This is a genomic window from Umezawaea endophytica (assembly GCF_025061645.1).
In the GTDB taxonomy this organism is placed as follows: Bacteria; Actinomycetota; Actinomycetes; order Mycobacteriales; family Pseudonocardiaceae; genus Umezawaea; species Umezawaea endophytica.
This window is the reverse complement of sequence record NZ_JANYMP010000014.1, coordinates 1-21,069: the sequence shown is the minus strand read 5'-3', so window position 1 is coordinate 21,069 and position 21,069 is coordinate 1. Positions and strand designations below refer to the sequence as shown.

Annotated in this window: 24 protein-coding genes; 12 read left to right on the top strand and 12 right to left on the bottom strand. The window is 72.5% G+C overall.

The window, feature by feature from the left end:
• Nucleotides 1-15: 15 nt before the first annotated feature.
• Nucleotides 16-642: an alpha/beta hydrolase gene (locus tag NZH93_RS26855; RefSeq protein WP_372506879.1), complete on the bottom strand. Its 627-nt coding sequence runs from the start codon at nt 640-642 to the stop codon at nt 16-18.
• Nucleotides 643-766: 124 nt separating this feature from the next.
• Between NZH93_RS26855 and NZH93_RS26850 the strand changes: the two genes are divergently transcribed.
• A complete protein-coding gene (locus tag NZH93_RS26850) occupies nt 767-1,315 on the top strand; it encodes a TetR/AcrR family transcriptional regulator (protein ID WP_259625988.1) in 549 nt (182 codons plus the stop codon).
• Between the two features lie 56 nt (nt 1,316-1,371).
• Nucleotides 1,372-1,974 (top strand): MarR family winged helix-turn-helix transcriptional regulator, encoded by a 603-nt coding sequence (locus NZH93_RS26845; RefSeq protein WP_259625987.1) that lies wholly within the window; start codon nt 1,372-1,374, stop codon nt 1,972-1,974.
• Here the strand turns inward: NZH93_RS26845 and NZH93_RS26840 are convergent.
• Genes NZH93_RS26840 through NZH93_RS26820 form a run of 5 tightly spaced genes read right to left on the bottom strand, consistent with a single transcriptional unit; the run spans nt 1,943 to nt 5,751 of the window.
• Entirely contained in the window at nt 1,943-3,178 is a 1,236-nt protein-coding gene (locus NZH93_RS26840; RefSeq protein ID WP_259625986.1) for an MFS transporter, read from the bottom strand. The two genes, NZH93_RS26845 and NZH93_RS26840, sit on opposite strands and share 32 nt — an antisense overlap.
• 49 nt (nt 3,179-3,227) lie before the next feature.
• Nucleotides 3,228-3,755: a redoxin domain-containing protein gene (locus tag NZH93_RS26835; RefSeq protein WP_259625985.1), complete on the bottom strand. Its 528-nt coding sequence runs from the start codon at nt 3,753-3,755 to the stop codon at nt 3,228-3,230.
• Nucleotides 3,756-3,780: 25 nt separating this feature from the next.
• A complete protein-coding gene (locus tag NZH93_RS26830) occupies nt 3,781-4,371 on the bottom strand; it encodes a protoglobin domain-containing protein (protein WP_259625984.1) in 591 nt (196 codons plus the stop codon).
• Nucleotides 4,372-4,396: 25 nt separating this feature from the next.
• Nucleotides 4,397-5,077 (bottom strand): MOSC domain-containing protein, encoded by a 681-nt coding sequence (locus NZH93_RS26825; RefSeq protein ID WP_259625983.1) that lies wholly within the window; start codon nt 5,075-5,077, stop codon nt 4,397-4,399.
• Nucleotides 5,074-5,751, bottom strand: coding sequence for a type 1 glutamine amidotransferase (locus NZH93_RS26820; protein ID WP_259625982.1), 678 nt, complete (start codon nt 5,749-5,751; stop codon nt 5,074-5,076). Before NZH93_RS26820 ends, NZH93_RS26825 begins: the two co-directional genes overlap by 4 nt.
• A 99-nt stretch (nt 5,752-5,850) precedes the next feature.
• Between NZH93_RS26820 and NZH93_RS26815 the strand changes: the two genes are divergently transcribed.
• Nucleotides 5,851-7,317: a catalase gene (locus NZH93_RS26815; protein ID WP_259625981.1), complete on the top strand. Its 1,467-nt coding sequence runs from the start codon at nt 5,851-5,853 to the stop codon at nt 7,315-7,317.
• 7 nt (nt 7,318-7,324) lie between these two features.
• Here the strand turns inward: NZH93_RS26815 and NZH93_RS26810 are convergent, their stop codons facing one another.
• Entirely contained in the window at nt 7,325-7,933 is a 609-nt protein-coding gene (locus NZH93_RS26810) for a MarR family winged helix-turn-helix transcriptional regulator (RefSeq protein ID WP_259625980.1), read from the bottom strand.
• A gap of 228 nt (nt 7,934-8,161) precedes the next feature.
• On the opposite strand from NZH93_RS26810, the gene NZH93_RS26805 reads away from it, so the two are divergent.
• The 5 genes from NZH93_RS26805 (at nt 8,162) to mmsB (ending at nt 13,059) form a co-directional block, all read left to right on the top strand.
• Nucleotides 8,162-8,707, top strand: coding sequence for a carboxymuconolactone decarboxylase family protein (locus NZH93_RS26805; RefSeq protein ID WP_259625979.1), 546 nt, complete (start codon nt 8,162-8,164; stop codon nt 8,705-8,707).
• A gap of 77 nt (nt 8,708-8,784) precedes the next feature.
• On the top strand, nt 8,785-10,371 hold the full coding sequence (locus NZH93_RS26800; RefSeq protein ID WP_259625978.1) for an HAD-IIIC family phosphatase: 1,587 nt from the start codon (nt 8,785-8,787) through the stop codon (nt 10,369-10,371).
• A complete protein-coding gene (locus NZH93_RS26795) occupies nt 10,368-11,729 on the top strand; it encodes an FkbM family methyltransferase (RefSeq protein WP_259625977.1) in 1,362 nt (453 codons plus the stop codon). Before NZH93_RS26800 ends, NZH93_RS26795 begins: the two co-directional genes overlap by 4 nt.
• A 27-nt stretch (nt 11,730-11,756) precedes the next feature.
• The gene (locus NZH93_RS26790; protein WP_259625976.1) at nt 11,757-12,152 is read left to right on the top strand and encodes a cupin domain-containing protein; all 396 of its coding nucleotides are present in this window, start codon (nt 11,757-11,759) and stop codon (nt 12,150-12,152) included.
• The gene (mmsB, locus tag NZH93_RS26785; protein ID WP_259625975.1) at nt 12,142-13,059 is read left to right on the top strand and encodes a 3-hydroxyisobutyrate dehydrogenase; all 918 of its coding nucleotides are present in this window, start codon (nt 12,142-12,144) and stop codon (nt 13,057-13,059) included. The genes NZH93_RS26790 and mmsB overlap by 11 nt, the downstream gene beginning before the upstream one ends.
• Before the next feature lie 45 nt (nt 13,060-13,104).
• On the opposite strand, the gene NZH93_RS26780 is transcribed toward mmsB, so the two are convergent.
• Nucleotides 13,105-13,485, bottom strand: a complete 381-nt coding sequence (locus tag NZH93_RS26780) for a winged helix-turn-helix transcriptional regulator (RefSeq protein WP_259625974.1) — start codon at nt 13,483-13,485, stop codon at nt 13,105-13,107.
• Between the two features lie 72 nt (nt 13,486-13,557).
• Here NZH93_RS26780 and NZH93_RS26775 point away from each other — a divergent pair, with 72 nt between their 5' ends.
• Entirely contained in the window at nt 13,558-14,481 is a 924-nt protein-coding gene (locus tag NZH93_RS26775) for an NADP-dependent oxidoreductase (RefSeq protein ID WP_259625973.1), read from the top strand.
• Nucleotides 14,482-14,533: 52 nt separating this feature from the next.
• Here NZH93_RS26775 and NZH93_RS26770 read toward each other — a convergent pair whose 3' ends face one another.
• A complete protein-coding gene (locus NZH93_RS26770) occupies nt 14,534-15,454 on the bottom strand; it encodes a sulfite exporter TauE/SafE family protein (protein WP_259625972.1) in 921 nt (306 codons plus the stop codon).
• A gap of 368 nt (nt 15,455-15,822) precedes the next feature.
• On the opposite strand from NZH93_RS26770, the gene NZH93_RS26765 reads away from it, so the two are divergent.
• Entirely contained in the window at nt 15,823-16,872 is a 1,050-nt protein-coding gene (locus NZH93_RS26765) for a hypothetical protein (RefSeq protein ID WP_259625971.1), read from the top strand.
• 9 nt (nt 16,873-16,881) lie between these two features.
• Here NZH93_RS26765 and NZH93_RS26760 read toward each other — a convergent pair whose 3' ends face one another.
• The 3 genes from NZH93_RS26760 to NZH93_RS26750 form a co-directional block, all read right to left on the bottom strand.
• The gene (locus NZH93_RS26760) at nt 16,882-17,787 is read right to left on the bottom strand and encodes a hypothetical protein (RefSeq protein ID WP_259625970.1); all 906 of its coding nucleotides are present in this window, start codon (nt 17,785-17,787) and stop codon (nt 16,882-16,884) included.
• 65 nt (nt 17,788-17,852) lie between these two features.
• Nucleotides 17,853-18,566 (bottom strand): NAD-dependent epimerase/dehydratase family protein, encoded by a 714-nt coding sequence (locus tag NZH93_RS26755; protein ID WP_259625969.1) that lies wholly within the window; start codon nt 18,564-18,566, stop codon nt 17,853-17,855.
• 91 nt (nt 18,567-18,657) lie between these two features.
• Nucleotides 18,658-19,086 (bottom strand): pyridoxamine 5'-phosphate oxidase family protein, encoded by a 429-nt coding sequence (locus NZH93_RS26750; RefSeq protein ID WP_259625968.1) that lies wholly within the window; start codon nt 19,084-19,086, stop codon nt 18,658-18,660.
• 82 nt (nt 19,087-19,168) lie between these two features.
• Between NZH93_RS26750 and NZH93_RS26745 the strand changes: the two genes are divergently transcribed.
• Nucleotides 19,169-20,113, top strand: a complete 945-nt coding sequence (locus NZH93_RS26745; RefSeq protein WP_259625967.1) for an AraC family transcriptional regulator — start codon at nt 19,169-19,171, stop codon at nt 20,111-20,113.
• A gap of 173 nt (nt 20,114-20,286) precedes the next feature.
• Complete coding sequence (locus NZH93_RS26740) at nt 20,287-21,012, top strand: dienelactone hydrolase family protein (protein ID WP_259625966.1); 726 nt, start codon at nt 20,287-20,289, stop codon at nt 21,010-21,012.
• Nucleotides 21,013-21,069: the final 57 nt, after the last annotated feature.

Sequence of the window (21,069 nt, the reverse complement as noted above, 5' to 3'; positions counted from 1 at the left end):
TCGGGGGGCGACGTCCTACAGGTCCAGCAGCAGGTCGCGGACCTCGACGGGCCGCGACAGGAACGGGTGGTGACCCGCGTCGAGTTCGACGACACGACCCGCCTTGCGGGCGAACTCCTGCTGCGACCGGGCGGGCGTGCCCCTGTCCCGCGAGCACACGAGGTACGTCGACGGGACGTCCTGCCAGGCCGCCGCACCGACCGGCTGACCGATGACCCGCACGCTCTGCCGGACGAGGTGGTCCACCGCCTCGGCCCGGACGTCGACGTCGCAATCGTGCAGGAACGTGTCCACCAGCAACTCGGGGCGAACCCCGAACGTCCCGGCGTCGAGGTCGACGTCGAGGAACGGGGCGGGGGACTCGCCACCGAAGTCCGACAGGCCCTGCCCGACCTCGGGCAGGTAGCTCGAGATCAGCAGCAGGTGCCGCACCGAGGCCACACCCGCGGCGGCCTCCGCCGTCACGATGCCGCCATAGCTGTGGGCCACCACCACGGTCGGCTCGTCGCCGACCTCCAGCACCCGGCGCACCGCGGCGACGTCCTCGCCCAGCCCCCACCCTCCCGGCCCGCAACTCGGCAGCTCCGGAGCCACGCTCGACACCCCCCCCGCTCCTCCAGGAGCCCGGCCATCCGGTGCCACCACCACGACCCGTCCCGCACGCACGCCCCGTGCACGAACACGACCCTCACCGCCACCTCCACGTCCACCGTCCGCTGTCCGACCAACGGTAGACGTAGCGGCAATTACGTGAAAAAGTGCGCCGATGGGACGACACCCCCGACCCGAGATCAAGGACCGGCTGCTCGACGCCTGCACCGACCACGCGCTGCACCACGGCCTGCCCGACAAGCTCGAACCGCTCGCCCGCGCCACCGGCACCTCGACCCGCATGCTGATCTACCACTTCGGTACCCGCGACGCCCTGCTGCGCGCCGTCCTCCAGCGAGCGCGGCAACGCCAGCTCACCGCGTTCGGCGACCTGCTCCGCGTGCGACCCGACGAGCGCTACACCGTCACGCTGGCGAACGCCTGGACCTCCATCACCGGCCCGGAAGGACAGCCCTACCTGCGGATGTTCGGGCAGACGCGGGACAGCGCGGCGCACCGGCTGCTGCCCGACTTCCGCCGGGTCGCGACGACCGACTGGCTCGGCCCGCTCGAAGAGGGCCTGCGCGGCATCGGTCGACCGGAACTCGCCACCCTCGTCCTGGCGGTCATCCGCGGTCTCCTCCTCGACCTCGACGCCACCGCCGACCACGCCCGCGCCGACACGGCGTTCGCCCACTTCCTCGGCACGCTCGACCGCGGGTGACCCCAGTACGATGGGACTGCCGCGCGTCGGGTGCGGAGTCGCGGTGGAGGAGTCACATGCCGGAGGTACCGGGGGTGCCGCCCGCGCAGCAGCTCCTGGTCGGGCTCGCGCGGCTCGGTCAGGCCGTGCGCATCGACGCGTGGCGCAACAACGGGCCGCACAACCTCTCGCCCTTGCAGGCCGACATCGTCACCTTCCTCGCCGAGCAGACCGGTCCACGCCGTCAGGGCGACGTCGTGGGAGCGCTTGCGTCCACGCCGCCCACCGTTTCCGACGCGGTGAAGGCGTTGCGCGCCAAGGGACTCCTGGAGAGCGTGCGGGACCCGCAGGACGGCAGGGCGACCGTCGTGCGCCTGACCCCCGAGGGCGACGCGGAGGCCCGCAGGCTGGGTGACGTGTCGCAGGTGATGAGCGAGGCCTTCTCGGTCCTGTCGGAGGCCGACCTCGCCGCGATGCTCCGCGGCACCGCCACGATCATGAAAGGACTCCAGGACCGCCAGGCGATCCCGGTGTCCCGCATGTGCCTGACCTGCCGGTTCTTCCGGCCGAACGCCCATCCGCACGACGCGGCCCGCCCCCACCACTGCGCCTTCGTCGACGCGCCCTTCGGCGACGCCGAACTGCGGGTCACCTGCCCGGACCACCAGGACCGGGACTAGGCGCCCGGAACTCGCGAGTGGACGGCACGAGCGCGGCCGCCGCGGGGGCGGCGAAGCAGACGACCGCGCACACCGCCAGCACCGGCCGCGCTCCGAAATGGTCGATCGCCGGGGCGATCAGCGCCAGACCGACCGGCGCCAGGCCGTAGGACAGCAGGAAGTCCAACGAGGACACCCGCGCCAGCATCGTCGGCTCGACCTCCCGCTGGGTCCCGGTGAACCACGGCACGTTGAACAGCTCGATCCCCAAGCCCGCCACGACGTACGCGCCGACCACGACCGGCGCGGGCACGGAGAGCAGCAGGCTCACCGGCGCGACCCCGTAGGCGCCGAGACCCGCGAGCGCCACCCACCCCTGGGCGCGTGGTCGCCAGCGGGCCATGAGGACCGCTCCGACGAGCGCGCCCAGGGTGTACGCGGTCAGTGCGGCGGCGAGCACGGCTTCGGTGCCGTAGCGGTCGCGGCTCACCAGCGGCAGCGCCACACCGGTCGCGGAGTAGCCGGTGGCGATCACCGCGGTCAGCGCGCCGAGACCGGCCAGGAACCAGGGGTGCCTGCGGGCCTCGCGGAGACCCGCGACGAAGTCGGCGACGAACCGGGGCCGGGCCGTCGTGACCGCCACCCGTGCCGTGCCGCGCGGCGGGAGGAGCGCGGCGGCCAGCCAGAGGACGCCGGTGGCGACCAGCAGGGCCGGGGTGTCGACGACGACCGCGAGCACGGCGGTGAGTCCGGGCGCCACCAGCGTGGTCACCCGCACGGCCAACGTCATGGCCGCGTTCGCCTCCTGCCGCCGGTCGTCCGCGACGACCTCGGCCGTCAACGCCTGGAACGCGGGCCTGCACGCCCCCTGACCCGCTCCGGCCACGGCGGCGGCCACCGCCATCACCACCGTCGACCGCCCGAGGCCCAGCGCGATCAGGGGTGACGCACCCGCGGCGAGCAGTCCCGCCCACAGCACGATCCGACGTCGCGGGTACCGGTCGGCCAGCACCCCGGCCACCGGCACCGCGACGAGGAACCCCACCGTGCGCGCGGCCAGGACCACACCCAGCGCCACCGCGGTCATGGACCGGTCGAGCACCGCCAGACCGAGGATGAACGGCAGCGCCCACGTCGCCAGGCCGGAGGCGGTCGTGCTCGTCCAGAGCCGGAGGAAGTCCGGACTCCGGAAGACCGAGGCCGATCGCCGTTCGACTCCACGCACCACGCGACTCCCGTCCCCGACGATGATCAGCCCCCAGTGTCGCCGACGCTCAGGCGCACTTCCCGTCCACGGTGCACACGGGCGACGGCCGCTCGGCGTGCCAGTCGACGGGGCCCGCCTCGATCAACCGGGCCACGGCAGCGGCGAGCGCCATGTCGTCGGCCGCGCCGAGGTGGTGGCCGCGCAGGACGCCGTCGCGGTCGATCAGCACCGTGGTCGGGGTGCCCCGCATCCCGTAGCGGGCGAAGGTGACGGGCGTGGGGTCGTCACCCCGGTGGGCGTCGACCCCGACCGGGAAGCCGATCCCGTACTCGTGCAGGAACGCCTCGAGGCTGGTCGGCGTCATGGCCGCGTGGTGTTCGAACACGCTGTGCAGCCCGATGACGGCGAGGTCGTCGCCGAAGGTCCTGGCCAGTCGGGTGGCCTGGGGCAGGGCGGTGCTGACACAGCCGGGGCACAGCATTTGGAAGGCCTCCAGGACGACCACCCGGCCGCGCAGGTCGGCCAGTTCCAGGGGATCGCCGTTGAACCAGCGGGTGGTCGTCCACGGGGGTGCGGTGGTCGCGGTGGTCGTCATGGTCGCTCCTGTCGGCAGTGGACGGTCACCACGCGGTTCCGGCGTAGGGCTGCGACCACAGCGTGACCTGCATGGTGACCGACTTGAACCAGGCCTGGAACATGGCCTCCACCTGCTCGTCGTCGTGCCCGCCCGCGGCCAGGAACGGGCGGATGGTCGCGGTGATCGGGTAGATGAACGCGACCAGGTAGCGCAACGGGATGTGGGGGACCGAGTCGACGCCGTCGGTCTTGTTCTTCTTCTCGGCGGTGTGCCGCAGGGCCATCTCGTTCTGGTAGGCCAGCCACCGCTCGTCGTAGGGCCTGGTGCAGGTGTCCACGATCCACAACGCGAAGCGCGCCCGCACGCGGTCCAGGTAGTCGCCGATCGGTTCGCCGTCGGGCGTGGAGAAGTAGGCCAGCAGGTGCGGGTGCGACCCGACGAAGCCGTACCAGACGTCGAGGACCTGCTCGATCCGTCCGTCGAGGACCTCGGCGGCGGTGCGCAGCGCGGCCTCGTCGTCGGGTCCGAACAGGACGGTGGCCTTGAGCAGGTCGAGGTCGACCGGGGTGATCGGTGACGGGGCGAGGGCCGGGTCGTCGTGGTCGTAGCCGGGCGTGGTGGTGGGCGTGGTCATGTCGGGCTCCTTCGTGTGGTGGGACTCAGCCGTGCAGGCGTGCGCCCTGGTCGTCGAGGCGACCGGTCAGGCGCTTGGTCAACAGACCGACCCACGAGGACGGCAGCAGTTCGGGGTGGTCGAGCAGGTGGCGGGCGGCGGCGTGGTCGGCGCGGTCGACGTTGACCACCCGGTGCACCTCGGCGACGGTGATCCCGTGGTCCGGCCGGTGCAGGAGTTCCACGTCGCTTCCGGCGCCCAGGCGGCCCGGCAGCAGCACGCGGCAGTAGAAACCGGTCCTGCCGGTGCGCTGGGTGCGGACGGCCAGGTCGGCGATCCCGTGGTGCGCGGAGAGCTTGTAGCAGGGACGGCGGGGCCACGTGACCTGGAGCACGGCGGTGCCCGCGGCGTACACCGAGCCGATCGCGGTGTCGGTCTCCAGGAGACCGCTGGTGGTGAGGTTCTCGCCGAACGCGGGCGGTACGAGGTCGCCGATCTCCTCGGCCCACGTCCGGTAGTGCTCGACGGGGTAGACGAGGACCGCCTTGCCCGGCCCGCCGTGGTGCTCCCGGTCGGCCTGCTCGTCCCCGGTCAGACCGGAGGCGCCGACGTCGACCGGGCCGTGGACGGGGGTCTTCCCGATGCCCGTCGCCACGGTGCGCCCACGCCAGGGCAGTGGCCGCACGGCACCCGTGGACACGACCAGGACCCGTGCGCGAGGGCTCACCGGTCACCCGCCACGGTCACGACGTGCTCGGCCCAGCGCTTGAGCACGCGTTCGCCCTCCGCCGCCACCGCGTGGATCTCGTCCGGGGTGATGGTGGTGTCCGGCGGCAGGTGGGGTGCGGCCTGGTCGAGCGCGACGGCGTCGAACTCGACGTGGAACTGGAGGCCGTAGGAGTCACCGACCCGGAACGCCTGCTGCGCGTACCGCTCCGAGGTCGCGAGCTGCACGCCGTGCTCCGGCAGGTCGAACGTGTCGTGGTGCCAGTGCACCACCGGCAGCCGGGGGCCGGAGGGGCCGAGGACCGGGTCGGCGGAGCCCGCGGGCGTGAGGGTGACGGTGCCCGCGCCGCTCTCCACGTCCGGACCTCGCCACACCTGCGCGCCCAGCGCCGCGGCGAGCAGTTGCGAGCCCAGGCACACGCCCAGGACCGGGGTGCCGCGGCGGACGCACTCGGCGATGAGGTCCCGTTCCCGCGCGAGGTGCGGGTGCGCGTGGTCGTCGAACGCCCCCATGGGACCACCCAGGACGACGAGCGCGTCGAGCTTCTCCGCGTCGGGCAGGGGTTCCCCCGCGTAGACCCGGACCACCCGCACGTCGGCGCCGACGGCCGACAGCGCCGGGCCGATCAGGCCGGGACCTTCGAACGGGACGTGCTGGACCACCACTGCTCGCACGGGACCCTCCTCCTCCGGTGTCGAGGCGGGCTCGTTGTGCCCGCCATCGCCAGCATGCCACAATCTAGGTAGGAGTCCTACCTACTTGGAAGAGTGGTCATGACCTTCGACGACAACACCGACCCGTTGACCACGGCCGCCGGAGCCCCGGTCGCGGACAACCAGAACAGCCTCACCGCCGGACCGCGCGGCCCCGTCCTGCTGCAAGACCTGTGGCTGCTGGAGAAACTCGCCCACTTCGACCGCGAGGTCGTCCCGGAACGCCGGATGCACGCCAAGGGCTCCGGCGCCTTCGGCACCTTCACCGTCACCGGCGACATCACCCGCTACACCAAGGCCGCCCTCCTCGGCGAGATCGGCAAGCGGAGCGAGACCTTCGTGCGCTTCTCCACCGTGGCCGGTGAACGGGGCGCGGCCGACGCCGAACGCGACATCCGCGGCTTCGCCGTGCGCTTCTACACCGAGCAGGGCAACTGGGACCTGGTCGGCAACAACACCCCGATCTTCTTCTTCCGCGACCCGCTCAAGTTCCCCGACCTGGCCCGCGCCGTGAAGCGCGACCCCAGGACGAACCTGCGCGACCCGGAGAACAACTGGGGCTTCTGGACGAACCTGCCCGAAGCGCTGCACCAGGTGACCATCGTGATGAGCGACCGCGGGATCCCCCGCTCCTACCGCCACATGCACGGCTTCGGGTCGCACACCTTCAGCCTGATCAACGCCGAGGGGCAGCGGCACTGGGTGAAGTTCCACTTCCGCAGTCAGCAAGGGATCGAGACCCTCACCGACGAGCAGTCCGGCGAACTCATCGGCCGGGACCGCGAATCCCACCAGCGCGACCTCTACGACGCCATCGAACGCGGCGACCACCCGAAGTGGACGCTGCACGTCCAGGTCATGCCCGAGGCCGACGCCGAGCACTACCGCTTCCACCCGTTCGACCTGACGAAGGTGTGGAGCAAGGCCGACTACCCGCTGATCGAGGTCGGCGTGCTGGAGTTGAACCGCAACCCGGAGAACTACTTCGCCGACGTCGAGCAGGCCGCGTTCACCCCGGCCAACCTCGTCCCCGGCATCTCCGTCAGCCCGGACAAGATGTTGCAGGGCAGGCTGTTCTCCTACGGCGACGCCGCCCGCTACCGGTTGGGCGTCAACCACCACCAGATCCCGGTCAACCACCCGCACGCCGCGGCGCTGGTCAACACCTACCACCGCGACGGGGCGATGCGCGTGGACGGCAACCAGGGCGGGGTTCCCGGTGTGCAGCCCAACAACTTCGGCCGCTGGGCCGACCAGCCCGCCTTCGCCGACCCGGCCCAAGCCGTCGGCGGCACCGCCGACCGGTTCGACTTCCGCCAGGACGACGACAACTACTTCGAGCAGCCCGGCGACCTGTTCCGGCTCATGACCGAGCAGCAGCGGCAGGTCCTGTTCGACAACACCGCGCGGTCCATCAACGGCGCGCGGGCCGAGACCGTCGAACGGCACATCGCGCACTGCGGCCAGGCCGACCCCGCCTACGGAGCGGGCGTGCGCAAGGCGTGCGAGGCGATCGGGGCGCTCTGACCGCCCGTCAGACGGCGGCCTGTTCGTGCTCGGGGCACTCGGTCCGCAGCTCCACGAGCGGCAGCGGCGTCCTGAGCAGGTCGCAGTGGTGCGGCGCGGCCGGGTCCTCGTGCGCGTCGGGCCGGAAGAAGCGGCACGTGGTGCACATCCGCACGACGCTCACCACGCCACGGCGGTGCAGGTCCCCGATGAGGTGCAGGAGGCTGCCCAACGTGGTCGCCCGGTCCGCCACCGGCAGCTTCGCCAGCGCCGTCAGCAAGGGCTCGTCCCACGTCGACAGTTCACCGGCGACCTCCTCCCCGCGCCCGGTCAGCGTGAGCAGCCTGCGGCGCCCGTCGGAACTGGGCGACCGCGTCAGCAGTTCCTTGTGCTCCAACGACCTGACCGCGTCGGACAGGGTGGGCGTGGTGACGTCGAACTCCGCGGCCAGCGCGTTGACCTCACGGCGGGCCGCGGGCTGCCAGGACAGCGCCAGCACCACCTGCTGCTGCAACGGGGACAGGCCCTGCGCGCGGGCGCTGCGCTGGGCCAGCGAGCGCAGACCGTGCCCCAGCCGCTCGACGGCGTCCGCCAACCGCCGATCCAGGTCGGCCTCGCCGGTGGTGTCGCCCGTCATCGAACCCCTCAGGTAGGACTCCTCATTACTTCTATGGTACGCACCACGGCTCGAATCTCGGCCTCCGGCAAGGGAATCACCTGATCGTGGTGCGTGTAGTCGTTGTGCCCAAAGGAGAACACACTCCCGACCAGTCCCTGTGACGTGACGCACGAGCCCTTGCGGGCCCGGCTCCGACCCTTATAGTTGGCACTGCCAAACAAAATTGGAACACCGGAAGGACACCCCATGCCCCGCCTCACCGTCGTCGACCCCGCCACCGCCGAGCCCCAGGCCCGCGCGCTGCTCGGCAAGGTCGAGCGCGCCCTCGGCGTGACCCCGAACATGATGAAGGCGATGGCCAGCTCGCCCGCCGTGCTCGACGCCTACCTGTCCTTCAGCGGCGCGCTGTCCAAGGGACGGCTGCCCGCCGCGGTCCAGGAGCAGATCGCGCTCGTCACCGCCGTGGCCAACGAGTGCGGCTACTGCCTCGCGGCCCACACCGTCCTGGGCGCCAGGGCGGGGCTCAGCGAGGAGGACCTCGTCTCGGGCCGCCACGCTCGCGCCACCGACCCGAAGGTCGAGGCCGCGCTGCGGTTCACCCTCGCCGTCATCTCCACCAAGGGCTTCGTCAGCGACGACGACCTCGCCGCCGTCCGCGCCGCCGGGTACGACGACGGCGAGATCGGCGAGATCGTCGCCGCGGTCGCCCTCAACACCTTCACCAACTACTTCAACTCCGTCGGCGAGACCCAGCTCGACTTTCCCGCGATCGACACGACCATCGGCCACTGACCGCCGCGGTCGGCGGGTCGACCCGGTGCGGCCGGGTCGACCCGCGCGGCCACCGATCGCGAGAGAGGGGACGAACCGTGGCCGAGACCTCGGACCGACTCGACGTCGTGGTGGCCTCCACCTTCACGAGCACGCCCGTCATCACCTTCCTGGAGCACCTGAACGACCGGGGCGGCTTCTCGTCGACCATCACCGCGGCGCCCTACGGCCAGGTCGCGGAGCAACTGCTGGGCCCCACGAGCGCCTTCGCGCACAACGCGTCCGGCCTGAACGCGTGCCTGACCAGACCGGGCGACTGGGTCCCGAAGGGCTCCTCGCCCGACGACGCCCTGGACGCGCTGCGGTGGATGACCGCGGCGGCCGCCGACCTCGTCGCACGCCACTCGAACCACCTGCTGGTGTGCGTGTTCCCGGAACCGCCGGGTGACGTGGTCGACGGCATGGAGGACGAGGTGGTCGACCACCTGACCGGGGTGGAGGGGATCGCGGTCGTCAGGGCCGCGGACTGGTTCCGCGCCTACGGGGTCGACGACCCCCACGACCCCCACGCGGCGGCGCTCGCCGACGTGCCGTTCACCGACGACGCGTTCGCGGCGGTCGCGCTGGGGATCGAACGCGTGGTGGCCGCGCTGCGCGGAAAGCCGCGCAAGGTGATCGCCGTCGACTGCGACCACACCCTGTGGGGCGGCGCCTGCGGTGACCTCGACCCGGCCGACCTGACGATCGACGAGGGGTACCGGCAGGTGCAGCGGTTCCTGCGCGAGCAGCACGACGCCGGGTTCCTGCTGGTGCTGTGCAGCCGCAACGATCCCGCGAGCGTGGACCGCGTCTTCGCCGAACGGGCCCGCGACCTGCTGCTGACGCCGGAGCACTTCGTCGGCCGTCGGATCAACTGGGACCCCAAGTGGCGGAACCTGGGCTCCCTCGCCGCCGAGCTCGACGTCGGCGTGGACAGCTTCGTCCTCGTCGACGACGACCCGCTGACCTGTGCCCAGACCGCCGAGGCGCTGCCCTCGGTCGGCGTGGTGCGACTGCCGGTGGGCGAGGACTCGCTCGCGCGCTTGCGGCGCAGTCCCCACTTCGACCGGTTCTTCGTCACCAGGGAGGACCGGCTGCGCAATCGGAGCTACCGCGGCAACGCGTTGCGGCGGCAGGAGGTCGGCGCCACCAGCAGCCCCGAGGAGCTCAACGCCCGACTGGGCACCGTCATCGAGGTGGTCCCGGCGGAGCCCGCGCACTGGCGGCGGATCGCACAGCTCACCGCCCGCACCAACCAGTTCACCTGCGCCACGATGACGCCGGCACGGGCGACCGCGGCGCTGCGCGACGGCGGGGCCGGATGGGTCGTCTCGCTGCGCGACCGGTTCGGCGACTACGGCGTGGTGGGCGCGGCGATGGCCGCGGAGAGCGACGGCTGCTGGCACGTCGACGCACTGGTGATGAGCTGCCGGGCACTCGACCGGGGAGTCGCGGAAGCGCTGCTGGCCACCGTGGTCCGAGCGGGCGGCGGATATCCCCGGACGCGGGTCCTGGTCCGACCCACCGGTCGCAACGGGCTCGCGGTCGACTTCTTCGCGCGACGGGCCACCGACATCACCACGCAGGCGGACGGCCACCTCCTCATGACCATCGCGGAGGCGGAAGCGGAAGGAGCGGGCGGATGACCGGGTGGCACGAGGTGGGTCCCGCCGCGCTGGTCGCCGCGGTGGAGCGGCGTCGAGCGGCGTCCGCCGACCGGGCGACGCGGGTGCGCCGGTTCCTGGCTCTGAACAAGGGCGTGGAGCACGTTGAGGTGCGGGTCGAGTCCTCCGGTCGGCTGCGGGCGGTCGTGTGGGTGGCGCCGACGCCGAGCGGACTGGCGACGGGCGAACTGCCCGACGGGACCGTCGTCACCGAGCTGAACCGCTACGAGACGACCTACCTCCACCAGGAGATCATGGTGGACCAGGTGTACCTGCCCAGTGCCCTCGACCTGCCGCCGGACGCCGTCGTGCTGGACGTCGGCGCGAACATCGGCCTGTTCTCGCTCTTCCTGGCGCGCCGGCTGCCGGGGTGCAGGCTGGTGGCCTTCGAACCCGCGCCGGACGCGTACGCCGCGTTGGTCGCCAACGTCGACGCGCTCGCGCTCCCCGTGGTGTGCCTGCCCTGGGCGCTCGGGGCCGAGTCGGGGCGCACCAGCATGACCGTCTACCCGAACGCGTCCGTGTTCTCCGGCCTCAAGGCGGACCCGGACGCGGACCGGTCGGCGATCCGGGCCGCGATCGGCGCGGCGGTCGGCGACGACAGCACCGCCGACGTCGTCGAGCAGGTCGCCGCGGACCGGGTCGGCGGCGCGATCGACGTGCCGGTCGAGGTCCGCCGACTGTCCGACGTGCTCGACCTGCTCGACGTCGACCGGGTCGACCTGGTCAAGCTGGACGCGGAGGGGGCCGAACTGGACATCCTGCTCCACCTGCGCCCCGAGGACTGGGCGCGGATCGACAACGTCGTCGTGGAGGTGCACAGCACCGGCGACCGGCGGGTTCTCGTGGCACTGCTGGAGGACGCCGGGTTCACCTGCGACGTGACCCACGTCGAAGCGTTGGAGGGCACGGGTTTCGCCAACCTCCACGCCACCCGACCGGCGACGCCCCGGACGACCGTCCGACGTGGACCACGAGCACCGGCGCCGATCCCCCCGCTGACCGCGCGGCAACGACTCCGCCAAGCGCTGGACCGCTTCCCCGGTGCCGGGGACGTCGACCTCGAGGTCCGTCCAGGACCTCCACCCGAAGCGCCGGTCGGACCCGCCGAGCGGGTCGCGCCGGAGTCGGTGCCGGGGGTCGTGGACGCGTGGCACCGCACCCTGGGAGCCCCGCCCGTGGGCGCCGCGGACTTCTTCGAGCACGGCGGCACCTCGCTGCTGGCCGTGCGCCTGCTCTCGTACCTGCGCCACGAGCACGGCTACGTGCTCGGGCTGGAGGACTTCCTCCGGTCGCCGACCGCCGCGGCGCTGGCGGCGCTCTGCACCCGAACCCCTTAGAACCGAACAGAACCAGGAGAGTCCACAGTGGAATTCATCAGCTCGGACGACCTGCGGGAGATCCCGCCGCTGCCGGACCGGTACCACGCGCACTTCACCGGCACGACCGCCCTGCGGGAGCTGCCCGCGGGCTCCTCGCCGGACGACGCGGGCGTGCTGCTCGTGCGCTTCGAACCGGGCGCGCGCAACGGCTGGCACCTGCACACCGGCGGGCAACTGCTGTTCGTGACCGAGGGGGAGGGGTACGTCCAAGCGCGTGGCGAGGCCCCGGTCCTCGTCCGCGCGGGCGACGCGGTGTCCTGCCCGCCGGACGAGGAGCACTGGCACGGCGCGACCCCGGAGGGGCCGGGCATGACCCACCTCGCGGTCACCTACGGGAAGATCGTCTGGTTGGACGGGCAGGTCGACGACGATGGCCGCTGACACCGGCCGTCGGCGCGCGGCGTTCATCGGTCTGGGCACCATGGGGCGACCGATGGCCAGCAGGCTGCTCGCGGCGGGCTGGGACCTCGCGGTGTTCGACATCGCGCCCGCCGCCGTGCGCCCGCTGCTGGACGCCGGGGCGCACGGCGCGGACTCACCGCTCGACGCGGCCCGGCAGGCCGACTTCGTGGTCACCGCGTTGCCGAACAGCCGTCACGTCCGGGAAGCCACCACCGGCCCGGTCGGCGCGCTGCTCGGCGCACCACGCGGGAGCGTCCTCGTCGACCTGAGCACGATCGACCCGGCGACGAGCCGGGACGTCGCACGCGAAGCGGAACGCAGGGGAGTGGCGATGCTCGACGCCCCGGTCAGCGGTTCCAGCGCCGGAGCCGCCGACGGCTCCCTCACCATCATGGTCGGCGGCGACGCCGACGTGCTGGACCGCGCCCGCCCGCTGCTGGACGTGCTCGGCACGAAGATCGTCCACTGCGGGGCGTCGGGCATGGGCGCCACGGTCAAACTGGCCAACCAGGTCATGGCGGGGATCTCGATGGTGGCCACGGCGGAGGGTTTCCGGCTCACACGGGCACTCGGCGTGGATCCGCGGCTGCTGTACGACGTGAGCACGTCCGGTTCCGGCGATAGCTGGTCGCTGCGGACCCGACCACCGGTACCGGGTGTGCTGGCGGACAGCCCGGCCGACCACGACTTCCGACCGGGGTTCACGGGCGACCTCATGCGCAAGGACCTCGACCTCGCGCTGAGCGCGGCCGACGGGGTCGGGCTGACCCTGCCGCTGGCCGCCGCCGCGCGCGAGCTGTACGCCCGCCTGGGCCCGGCGGACCTGGGACGCAAGGACTTCTCCGCGGTCATCGAGGTGCTGCCGCGCCGATCGGACGGGACCTGACCGGCGGAGGTCGGTCGGTGCCGAACGGGGTGGACACCGACGTGTTCAGCGGTGTCGGGCGACCGACTCGGGATCGGCGTCGAGCGCGTCGAGGACCGCGTCGCCGTTCTCCCTCGCCCACTCGGTCAGCACGTGGATCGGATCGATCAGCGTCGCCCCGAGCGGGGTGAGCTCGTACTCGACGCGGGGCGGCACCTCGGCATAGGCGTGGCGGCGGACGAGTCCGTGCGATTCGAGCCGTCGGAGCGTCTGGGTGAGCACCTTGCGGGAGATGCCGCCGATCAGGTCGACCAGGTCGCCGTGCCGCACCGGGCCCCGGCTGAGGCCGTAGAGCACGACCGCCGTCCACTTGTCGGCGATCAGCTCGACCGTCAGCCGTCCGGGGCAGTCGGCCAGGAAGCACTCGCCGGGGGCGAAACCGCTCATGGCGCCAAAGGTACCCGGAGGTTCCCGTCGGATTCCTAGCCTGGTGTTCTCCCACCGAGAGCCAGGAGTGTCATGCGAATCATCACCCAGCAGGAGTTCGGCGGTCCCGACGTGCTCACCGTCGTGGACGCGCCGACGCCCCGGCCGATGCCGACCGAGGTCCTCGTCCGAGTCGAGGCGATCGGGTTGAACCCGGTGGAGGCGCGACTGCGCTCGGGCGAGTTCCCGCTGCTCGGCGAGCCGCCGTTCACCCTCGGCTGGGACATCAGCGGCGTGGTCGACGAGGCGCCGGGAACGTGGCGGTTCCGGCCCGGTGACGAGGTGTTCGGGATGCCGCTGTTCCCGAAGCCCGCCAACGGCTACGCCGAACTCGTCCTCGCCCCGGCGCTGCACCTGGCGCGCAAGCCCGCGTCGCTCTCGCACGTCGAGGCCGCGGCGCTGCCGGTCGTCGGGCTGACGGCGTGGCAGGGCCTCGTGGACCTCGCAGGCGTGACCGCGGGCGACCGCGTCCTGGTCCACGGCGGCGGCGGTGGGGTCGGCCACGTCGCGATCCAGATCGCGAAGGCGCTCGGCGCGCACGTGATCACGACCGCGAGCGATCGGGAGTTCGTCGAGGGTTTCGGCGCCGACGAGGTGATCGACTACACGGCGGTCGACTTCACCGAGGTGGTCCGCGACGTCGACGTCGTGCTCGACACGATCGGCGGCGACACCGTCGAGCGGTCGATCGGGGTGCTCCGCCCCGGAGGGCACCTGGTGACGGCGGTCGCGGAGGAGGACCTGGACCTCATCGCCAGGTGCGAGGCGGCGGGCCTGCGCTTCAGCGGCATCGCCGTCGACCCGGACCCGGTCGCGCTGCGACGGCTCGTCGACCTCGTCGAGCAGGGCCGGCTCCGGGTCCACGTGCAGGAGACGTTCCCGTTCGAGCGCGTCGCCGACGCCCACCGGGTGCTCGACGGCGGCCACCTCCGGGGCAAGGTCGTCCTGACCGTCTGAGCCCGGCCGCTCGGTCCCGCAGGTCCTCGGCGCCGAACGTGAGGTCGGCCGCTCAGGCGGTCGCCCGCTGGTTCTTCTCGCTGTCCTCCACGATCTTCCGCTCCTCCTCGCGGTTGGCGCGGTACTGCCGGATCGAGTACGCCAACGCGGCGGCCCAGATCAGGTAGACGGCTCCGTAGATCGGCCACTTCACCGCGTCGCTCGCGTCGATCCAGTCGCTGCGCAGCAGGGTCCGGGTGTTGGTGAGGATGATGACGCCGCCGACCGCGGAGCCGAGCACGCGCGGCGGGATGTGTCGGACCAGCCAGGCCGCGATGGGCGCCGCGACGAGACCGCCCGCGAGCAGCGCGAGCACCCACGAGTAGTCGACGCCCTCCGAGCCGATCCCGACGATGAAGCCGACGCTGGCCGCGACGGCGACGAGGAACTCGCTGGTGTCGATCGACCCGATGGTCTTGCGCGGTTCGAGCCTGCCGCTGGCGAGGATGGCTGGGGTGCCGACCGGACCCCAGCCACCGCCACCGGTCGAGTCCACGAACCCGGCGACGAGGCCGAGCGGTGCGAGGAACCGCTTGCGCAGCGGCTTGCCGAGGTTGTGCCGCGGCAGGCCGAACGTGGTGAACCGGACCAGCACGTACACACCGAGCACGAGCAGCAGCAGCGACATCACCGGTGCCGCCACCTCGGTGGACAGGCTGGACAGGAACGTGGCGCCCGCGAACGCGCCCACCGCGCCGGGGATGCCGATCTTCGCGACGACCTTCCAGTCCACGTTGCCGAACCGCCAGTGCGAGAACCCCGAGGCGAGCGTGGTGCCGATCTCGGCCAGGTGCACGGTCGCGGACGCCGCCGCGGGGCTCGTGCCGATCGCCAGCAGCAGGGAGGTGGACGTGACGCCGTACGCCATGCCGAGGCTGCCGTCGACCAACTGGGCACCCAGGCCCACGAGCGCGAGGAGGATCAGTTGTCGCATGTCCACGTCCAATCCGTCGGATAGGTGTGAACATCATCCGAATTGCGACAAGATCAACCAATCAGGTCCACATGTCGGAATTCCCAAGGCTTTCGGCTCGTCGAGGCTTGCCTGTCGACCCTCGAGGGGCTAGGGCCCGTAGCGACGGAACCGGGCGCAGGCTGTACTTCCGCGGCCCGGACGGTCACCTGATCGAGGTGCTGACCGACCGCTACCAGGACGTTCCCGAAGCGTCCCGTTCATGACCGCGGCGGGTCCTCCCGCACGGCGTTGGTCGGGTGACCCGTGTCGCGGTCGATCTTCGAAAATCCACCCCCGCAAGGCTTTCCGGTCGGCCAGAATGAGCGCTTTCGCGGACTGGGGTGGGGATGGGACGTACCTGGGCGGTGTCGGCCGCGCTGCTCGCGGCGTCGACGTACGCGTGCCTGTACGTGGCGGCGCTGGTGCCGCTGCCGATCTGGGCGGGCGCGTCGGCCGCCCGGTTCGACCAGCGGGGCGACCCGCCGTTCGTCCTGCTGCACCTGCTCGTCTACTTCGTCGACCTGACGGCGCGCGAGGCCTACTTCCGGGAGTCGCACGGGTGGGAGTGGTTGCCGCGCCTCGTCCTCCTGGTGGCGCTGGTCTTCGCGACGTACCTGGCCACCCGCGCGGTCGACTGGCCGCGGGTCGTGGTGGTGCAGGCGGGAGCCGTGCTGCTGGCCGCGGGGGTGGCCGACCTCGTCGGGCTGGCGGTCGTGCTCGTCCGGTCGGACGCGGTGGGCGACCTCGCGGTGGACCTGGCGCGGTCGGGGATCTTCTGGACCTACGACGCGCTGTTCTTCGGGTTCCTGTGCGCCGCGACCGTGGTGGTCGGGGCCTGCCTGCTCCGGCTGTCGTGGACCGCCACCGGGCGGCGGTCGGACGCGCTCGCGCCGGAGACCGGCGGCGGCCCTGGCCGGACCGGCAACCTGGCGCTGGCCTGCGTGCTCCCGGTCGTGGCGCTGGCGCTGCTGGGCGGCGCCTCCTCCTACTCGGGCAAGTCCGAGCAGGAGGTCCGGCTCGCCGACGAGGTCGCGGGCGTCGTGCTCCACCCGCGGTTGCAGCTCCGGCCGCAGGACGACCCCGAGGCCGGGTTCGGCGAGGTGGTCGGTGCCGACCGGTGGGTGCCGGGATCGCTGGTGGCGGTCCTGTCGCTGGTGGTCCTGTGGGTGTTGCTGCGCTGGGTGCTCGCCGGGGTCCGGACGACCGCCGGACCCGCCGCGGTGCTGATCGCGGTCTGGGGTGTCGTGGTGGTCGCGAGCACGGTCGGCGGGGTCGTCGACGCGCTGGCGTTCCCGCTCTCCAGCTTCGCCGTCCCGCACGCGACGAGGTTCGGCGTCCTCTGGGGCTGGCTGCCCGCCGTGATCGCGGTGATCGGGCTCAGGAGGAGGGCGGCGTGACCCGCGTCCTCACCCGCACTCGGGCTTGGTGCCCGCCTGGATCTCGGCGTACTCGGCCCCGGACACGCGGCGGTACGGCTCAGGGCACTTGCGCAGCGCGGCGAGGAACACCGACGAGTACCGCGCCGGGTCGAGGCGCCCGGTCACCGCGAACGGCTTGCCGCCCGGCGCGGTGACGGACGTCTGCCCGCGCTTGCCGTCGGCGAGGTAGTCGACCTCGATCGTCCACCGGCAGTGGGGCCCGGAGGTGGAGGCCTCGACGACGATGACGTTCTTCTCCCCCTTGGGCAGCTTGATGGTCTTCTGCTCGAAGTACGGGTACGGGGCCGTGCCCGCGCTGATGGTCATCATGACCGGGTTCGGCTTGTCGACGGCGACGCCGAAGCGGAACTTGTCGCCCCCGCCCTGGCTCGGCGTCTCGACCAGGCTCCCCTCCAGCGCGGGCTCGCACGGGCCGACCAGCTTCGGCTTCATGTCCGTCACGACGACCTCCGCCGTGCGCCTGCCCTCCAGGGTGATCTCCCACCTGGCGACGCCCAGCGGGACCGCGCCCTGCCGGTCGAGCCACTCGGCGGGCGGCGGGCCGGACCGCCGGTCCCACCCCGCCAGGTCCTGCTCCGACGGCGGCCTGCTCAGGAAGTACGCTTCGTTCAGGTGCAGGTAGTGGACGTCGAGCACCTCGAACGGCGGACGTCCGGACGCCTCCTCGGCCTTGTCCACCGGGAACAGCGAGCCGAAGAACGTCTTGAGGTAGTCGGAGAAGTAGGCCGCCGTGGCCGCGAGCAGCAGCGTCACCAACCAGACGGCGGGCTTGCCCAGCGCGCGCTTCCACGCGGGCGCGGTGCGCGGTGCGGCGGGCGGCCGGGGCCGCATCCGGTACGGGCGGCGGGTTCCCGAGTCGGGACGGTCGCGCACTCCGGCCTCCGTGGATCCAGGGGGATGATCACCCTACCGAGCCGGACCCCCCGGACGCGTGCGGTTTACGCGAACATGTGGCAGTCCGGGAACTCGTACGGCTGGTCCTCGGGGATGTCGAGCACCGCGCTGTCGTGGACGGGCCGATAGCCGAGTTCGGTGCGGGCGTTGGCGATGTCCCAGCGGGCCGGGGTGTTGGCCGAGACACCGAAGTAGACGCCGAACCGCACGTCGGCGGTCAGCGCGGCCAGGACGAGCTGCCGGGCGTCGTCGTCGAACAACTGCATGTCGGCGTACCGCTGTTCCAGGAGCGGGTAGCCGGTCGACCCGAGCCGGAGGCAGACCACGGACACGCCGTGCCGCTCGGCGTGCCGCCTGCCGAGCTCCTCGACGTCGACCTTGCTCCTGCCGTAGGCGCAGCACGGCCGGGGAGTCCACTCAGGACTGATCAACTCCCGGTCGGGGCGGTGGTAGAGCCCCATGGCGTGCACCGAACTGGCCAGCACGACCCGCGGGACCCGGTCCCCGCACGCGCGCAGCAAGATCTCGGTGGCGACCACGTTCCGGCGGTACGCGGTGTCCCAGTCCTGCCCCGGACTGGGGTTCGCGGCGAGGTGGAGGACCGCGTCGGCGTCGCGCACCGCCTCGGCGGCCTGACCGGGGTCGGACAGGTCCAGGCGTTCCCCGCCCGGTCTCAGGTCCACCAGGCGGGTGTCCGGGGGCAGGACGGGGCTCAGCACGGTTGCCACTCGGCCCAGACCACCGGTCACGACGAGCATGCGGATCTCCTGCCTCGACCACCGCCACTGGCGGTCAAGCCTGGACCATCGACCGGCGGCCCGTCCACGGGCGGAGCACCGACCTCGCGGGTCAGTACGCGAAGCGCCGCACCGCGTCCGGGTGGATGACGAGGCGGACCTGGTCCTCGGCCAGGATCGCGGCGAGGTCGTCGGCTCGGGTCGGGTCGTCGAGGTCCCAGTACCGCGCGGCCAGGCGGGCGGCCAGGTCGTGCGCCCCGTCGGGTTCCACGGTGGTGCGGCCCGCGACCGACACCCAGCGCTCGCGCTCACCCACCGGGGCGGCGACGACGATCGACGTGCGGGGGTCGCGGCGCAGGTGCTTGACCTTGAGCGAGTCCGGGGCGGTGAACAACTGGACCGTCCCCTCGGCCGTGGCCTCGAACCAGACCGGCCGGGGCTGCGGCGGGACCGGGCCCCCGGCGATGGACAGGAAGCCGATCAGGGGACGCGCGAGGAACTCCAGGTCGAGTGCGGTCAGCGAACCGTCGTCGGTGCTCATGCCGTCCAGTGGACCACGGCCGGATCGGACGTGCCCATGGGTGAGAAGCCGGAATTCCTGTGCGATCGTCTAACCTCGAGGGGTGGACGCGTTCAGTGACCTGCTCCGCGGGGTACGGGCCCACGGCTCGTTGTTCAGCAGCTCGACCCTGTCCCCGCCCTGGGCGCTGCACTTCGTCGACGGCGCGCCGCTGACCCTGTGCACCGTCCTGACCGGCGCGGGCTGGATCGTGCCGGAGCACGGTCGCCCCGAGCCGCTCCGCGCCCGCGAGGCGATCGTCGTGCGCGGACCCGCGACGTTCACCTTCGTCGACGAGGTCGGCACCGCGGCCGAGCCGGTCGCCTGCGGCGAGCACTGCGCGACGCCCGAGGAGGGCGGCACCCGGTACCGGCGCGGCTGGAACGACAACGCCGCGCGCGGGCGCGACGCCACGACCCTGATCGTCGGTGCCTACCCCGTGCGCGGCGAGATCAGCCGCCGACTGCTCGACGCGCTGCCCGTCGTGCTGCGCGTGGACGCCGGGGGCCTGGCGGACCCGGTGCTGGACCACCTCGCCGCCGAGGTCGCCGCCGACACGCCGGGCCAGCAGGTGGTGCTCGACCGGCTGCTGGACTGGATGCTCGTGTGCACGCTGCGCGAGTGGTTCGACCGGCCCGGCGGCCAACCCCCGGCCTGGTGGGCCGCCCAGCGGGACCCGGTGGTCGGGCACGCGCTGCGCCTGCTGCACGCCGAACCGGCGGCGGCCTGGACGGTCGCCTCATTGGCCGAGCACAGCGGGGTCTCCCGGTCGACGCTGGCCAAGCGGTTCGCCGACCTGGTCGGCGAACCACCCCTGACCTACCTCACCCGCTGGCGCATGACCCTCGCGGCGGACCTGCTGGTCGAACGGGAGACCGCGACCGTCGCGGACATCGCCCGCACCGTGGGCTACTCCGACCCGTTCGGGTTCAGCGCGGCGTTCAAACGGGTCCGGGGCGCCAACCCGAGCGAGTTCCGGCGCACCGCGGTCGTGGCGGAGCCGGGGTGAAAACCCGGTGGCGGACCGGGATGACCACTGCTACTTTTCCGGCGACCGTGCGAGAGATCGAGGAGGTGGTACCCGTGAACGCCGTTGCGACAAGGGTGCTCCCCTCAGGGGTCATGGTCGGGCGATAGGTCGTCCGGGAGCGCCGCACACGAGCACTCCCGAAAGGCACGACCATGCGCTTCACCTCCGAACAGCGCTTCGACGACGGCGTCCTCGAACGCCGGTTCACCCTCGGCGAGATCCCCGGCGTCCTGTGGACGCCCGCCTCCGCGCCCGCCCCGCTGATCCTGATGGGCCACCCCGGCGGACTGGACAGGATGTACCCCCGCCTGGCGGCCCGCGCCCGGCACGCCGCCGCGGCGGGCTACGCCGCGGCCACCATCGAACTGCCGGGAGCCGGTGACCGGCCCCGGTCCGCCGTCGCCGAGCAGGCCCGCGCCGACCTGCGCCGGGCGCTGGAGGCGGGCGAGCCGGTCAGCGACGAGATCGTCGACCGGCTCGTCCTCCCGCTGGTCGACCAGGCGGTCCCGGAGTGGCGGACCGCGCTGGACGCGCTCCTGGCGCTGCCGGGGATCCGCGGCCCGGTCGGGTTCTCGGGAGGGGTGATCTCCATCGGCGTCCGGCTGGCGGTGGTCGAGCCGCGCATCGCGGCCGCTGGCCTGTTCGCAGGCAGCTTCGTGCCCCGCAGCATCATCGAGGAGGCCAGGGCGGTCACCATCCCGCTGCTGGTCCTGTTGCAGTGGGACGACGAGGGCAACGACCGGCAGATGGCACTGGACCTGTTCGACGCCTTCGGCTCGAAGGAGAAGACGCTGCACGCCAACACGGGCGGGCACACCGGCGTCCCGGCGTTCGAGGGCGACGACGCGAACCGGTTCTTCGCGCGACACCTGAGGTGAGGCCGGGCGGGTAGGGGCCGCCCGTCGGGGAGAGGTCCTCGACGGGCGGCGCGCTCG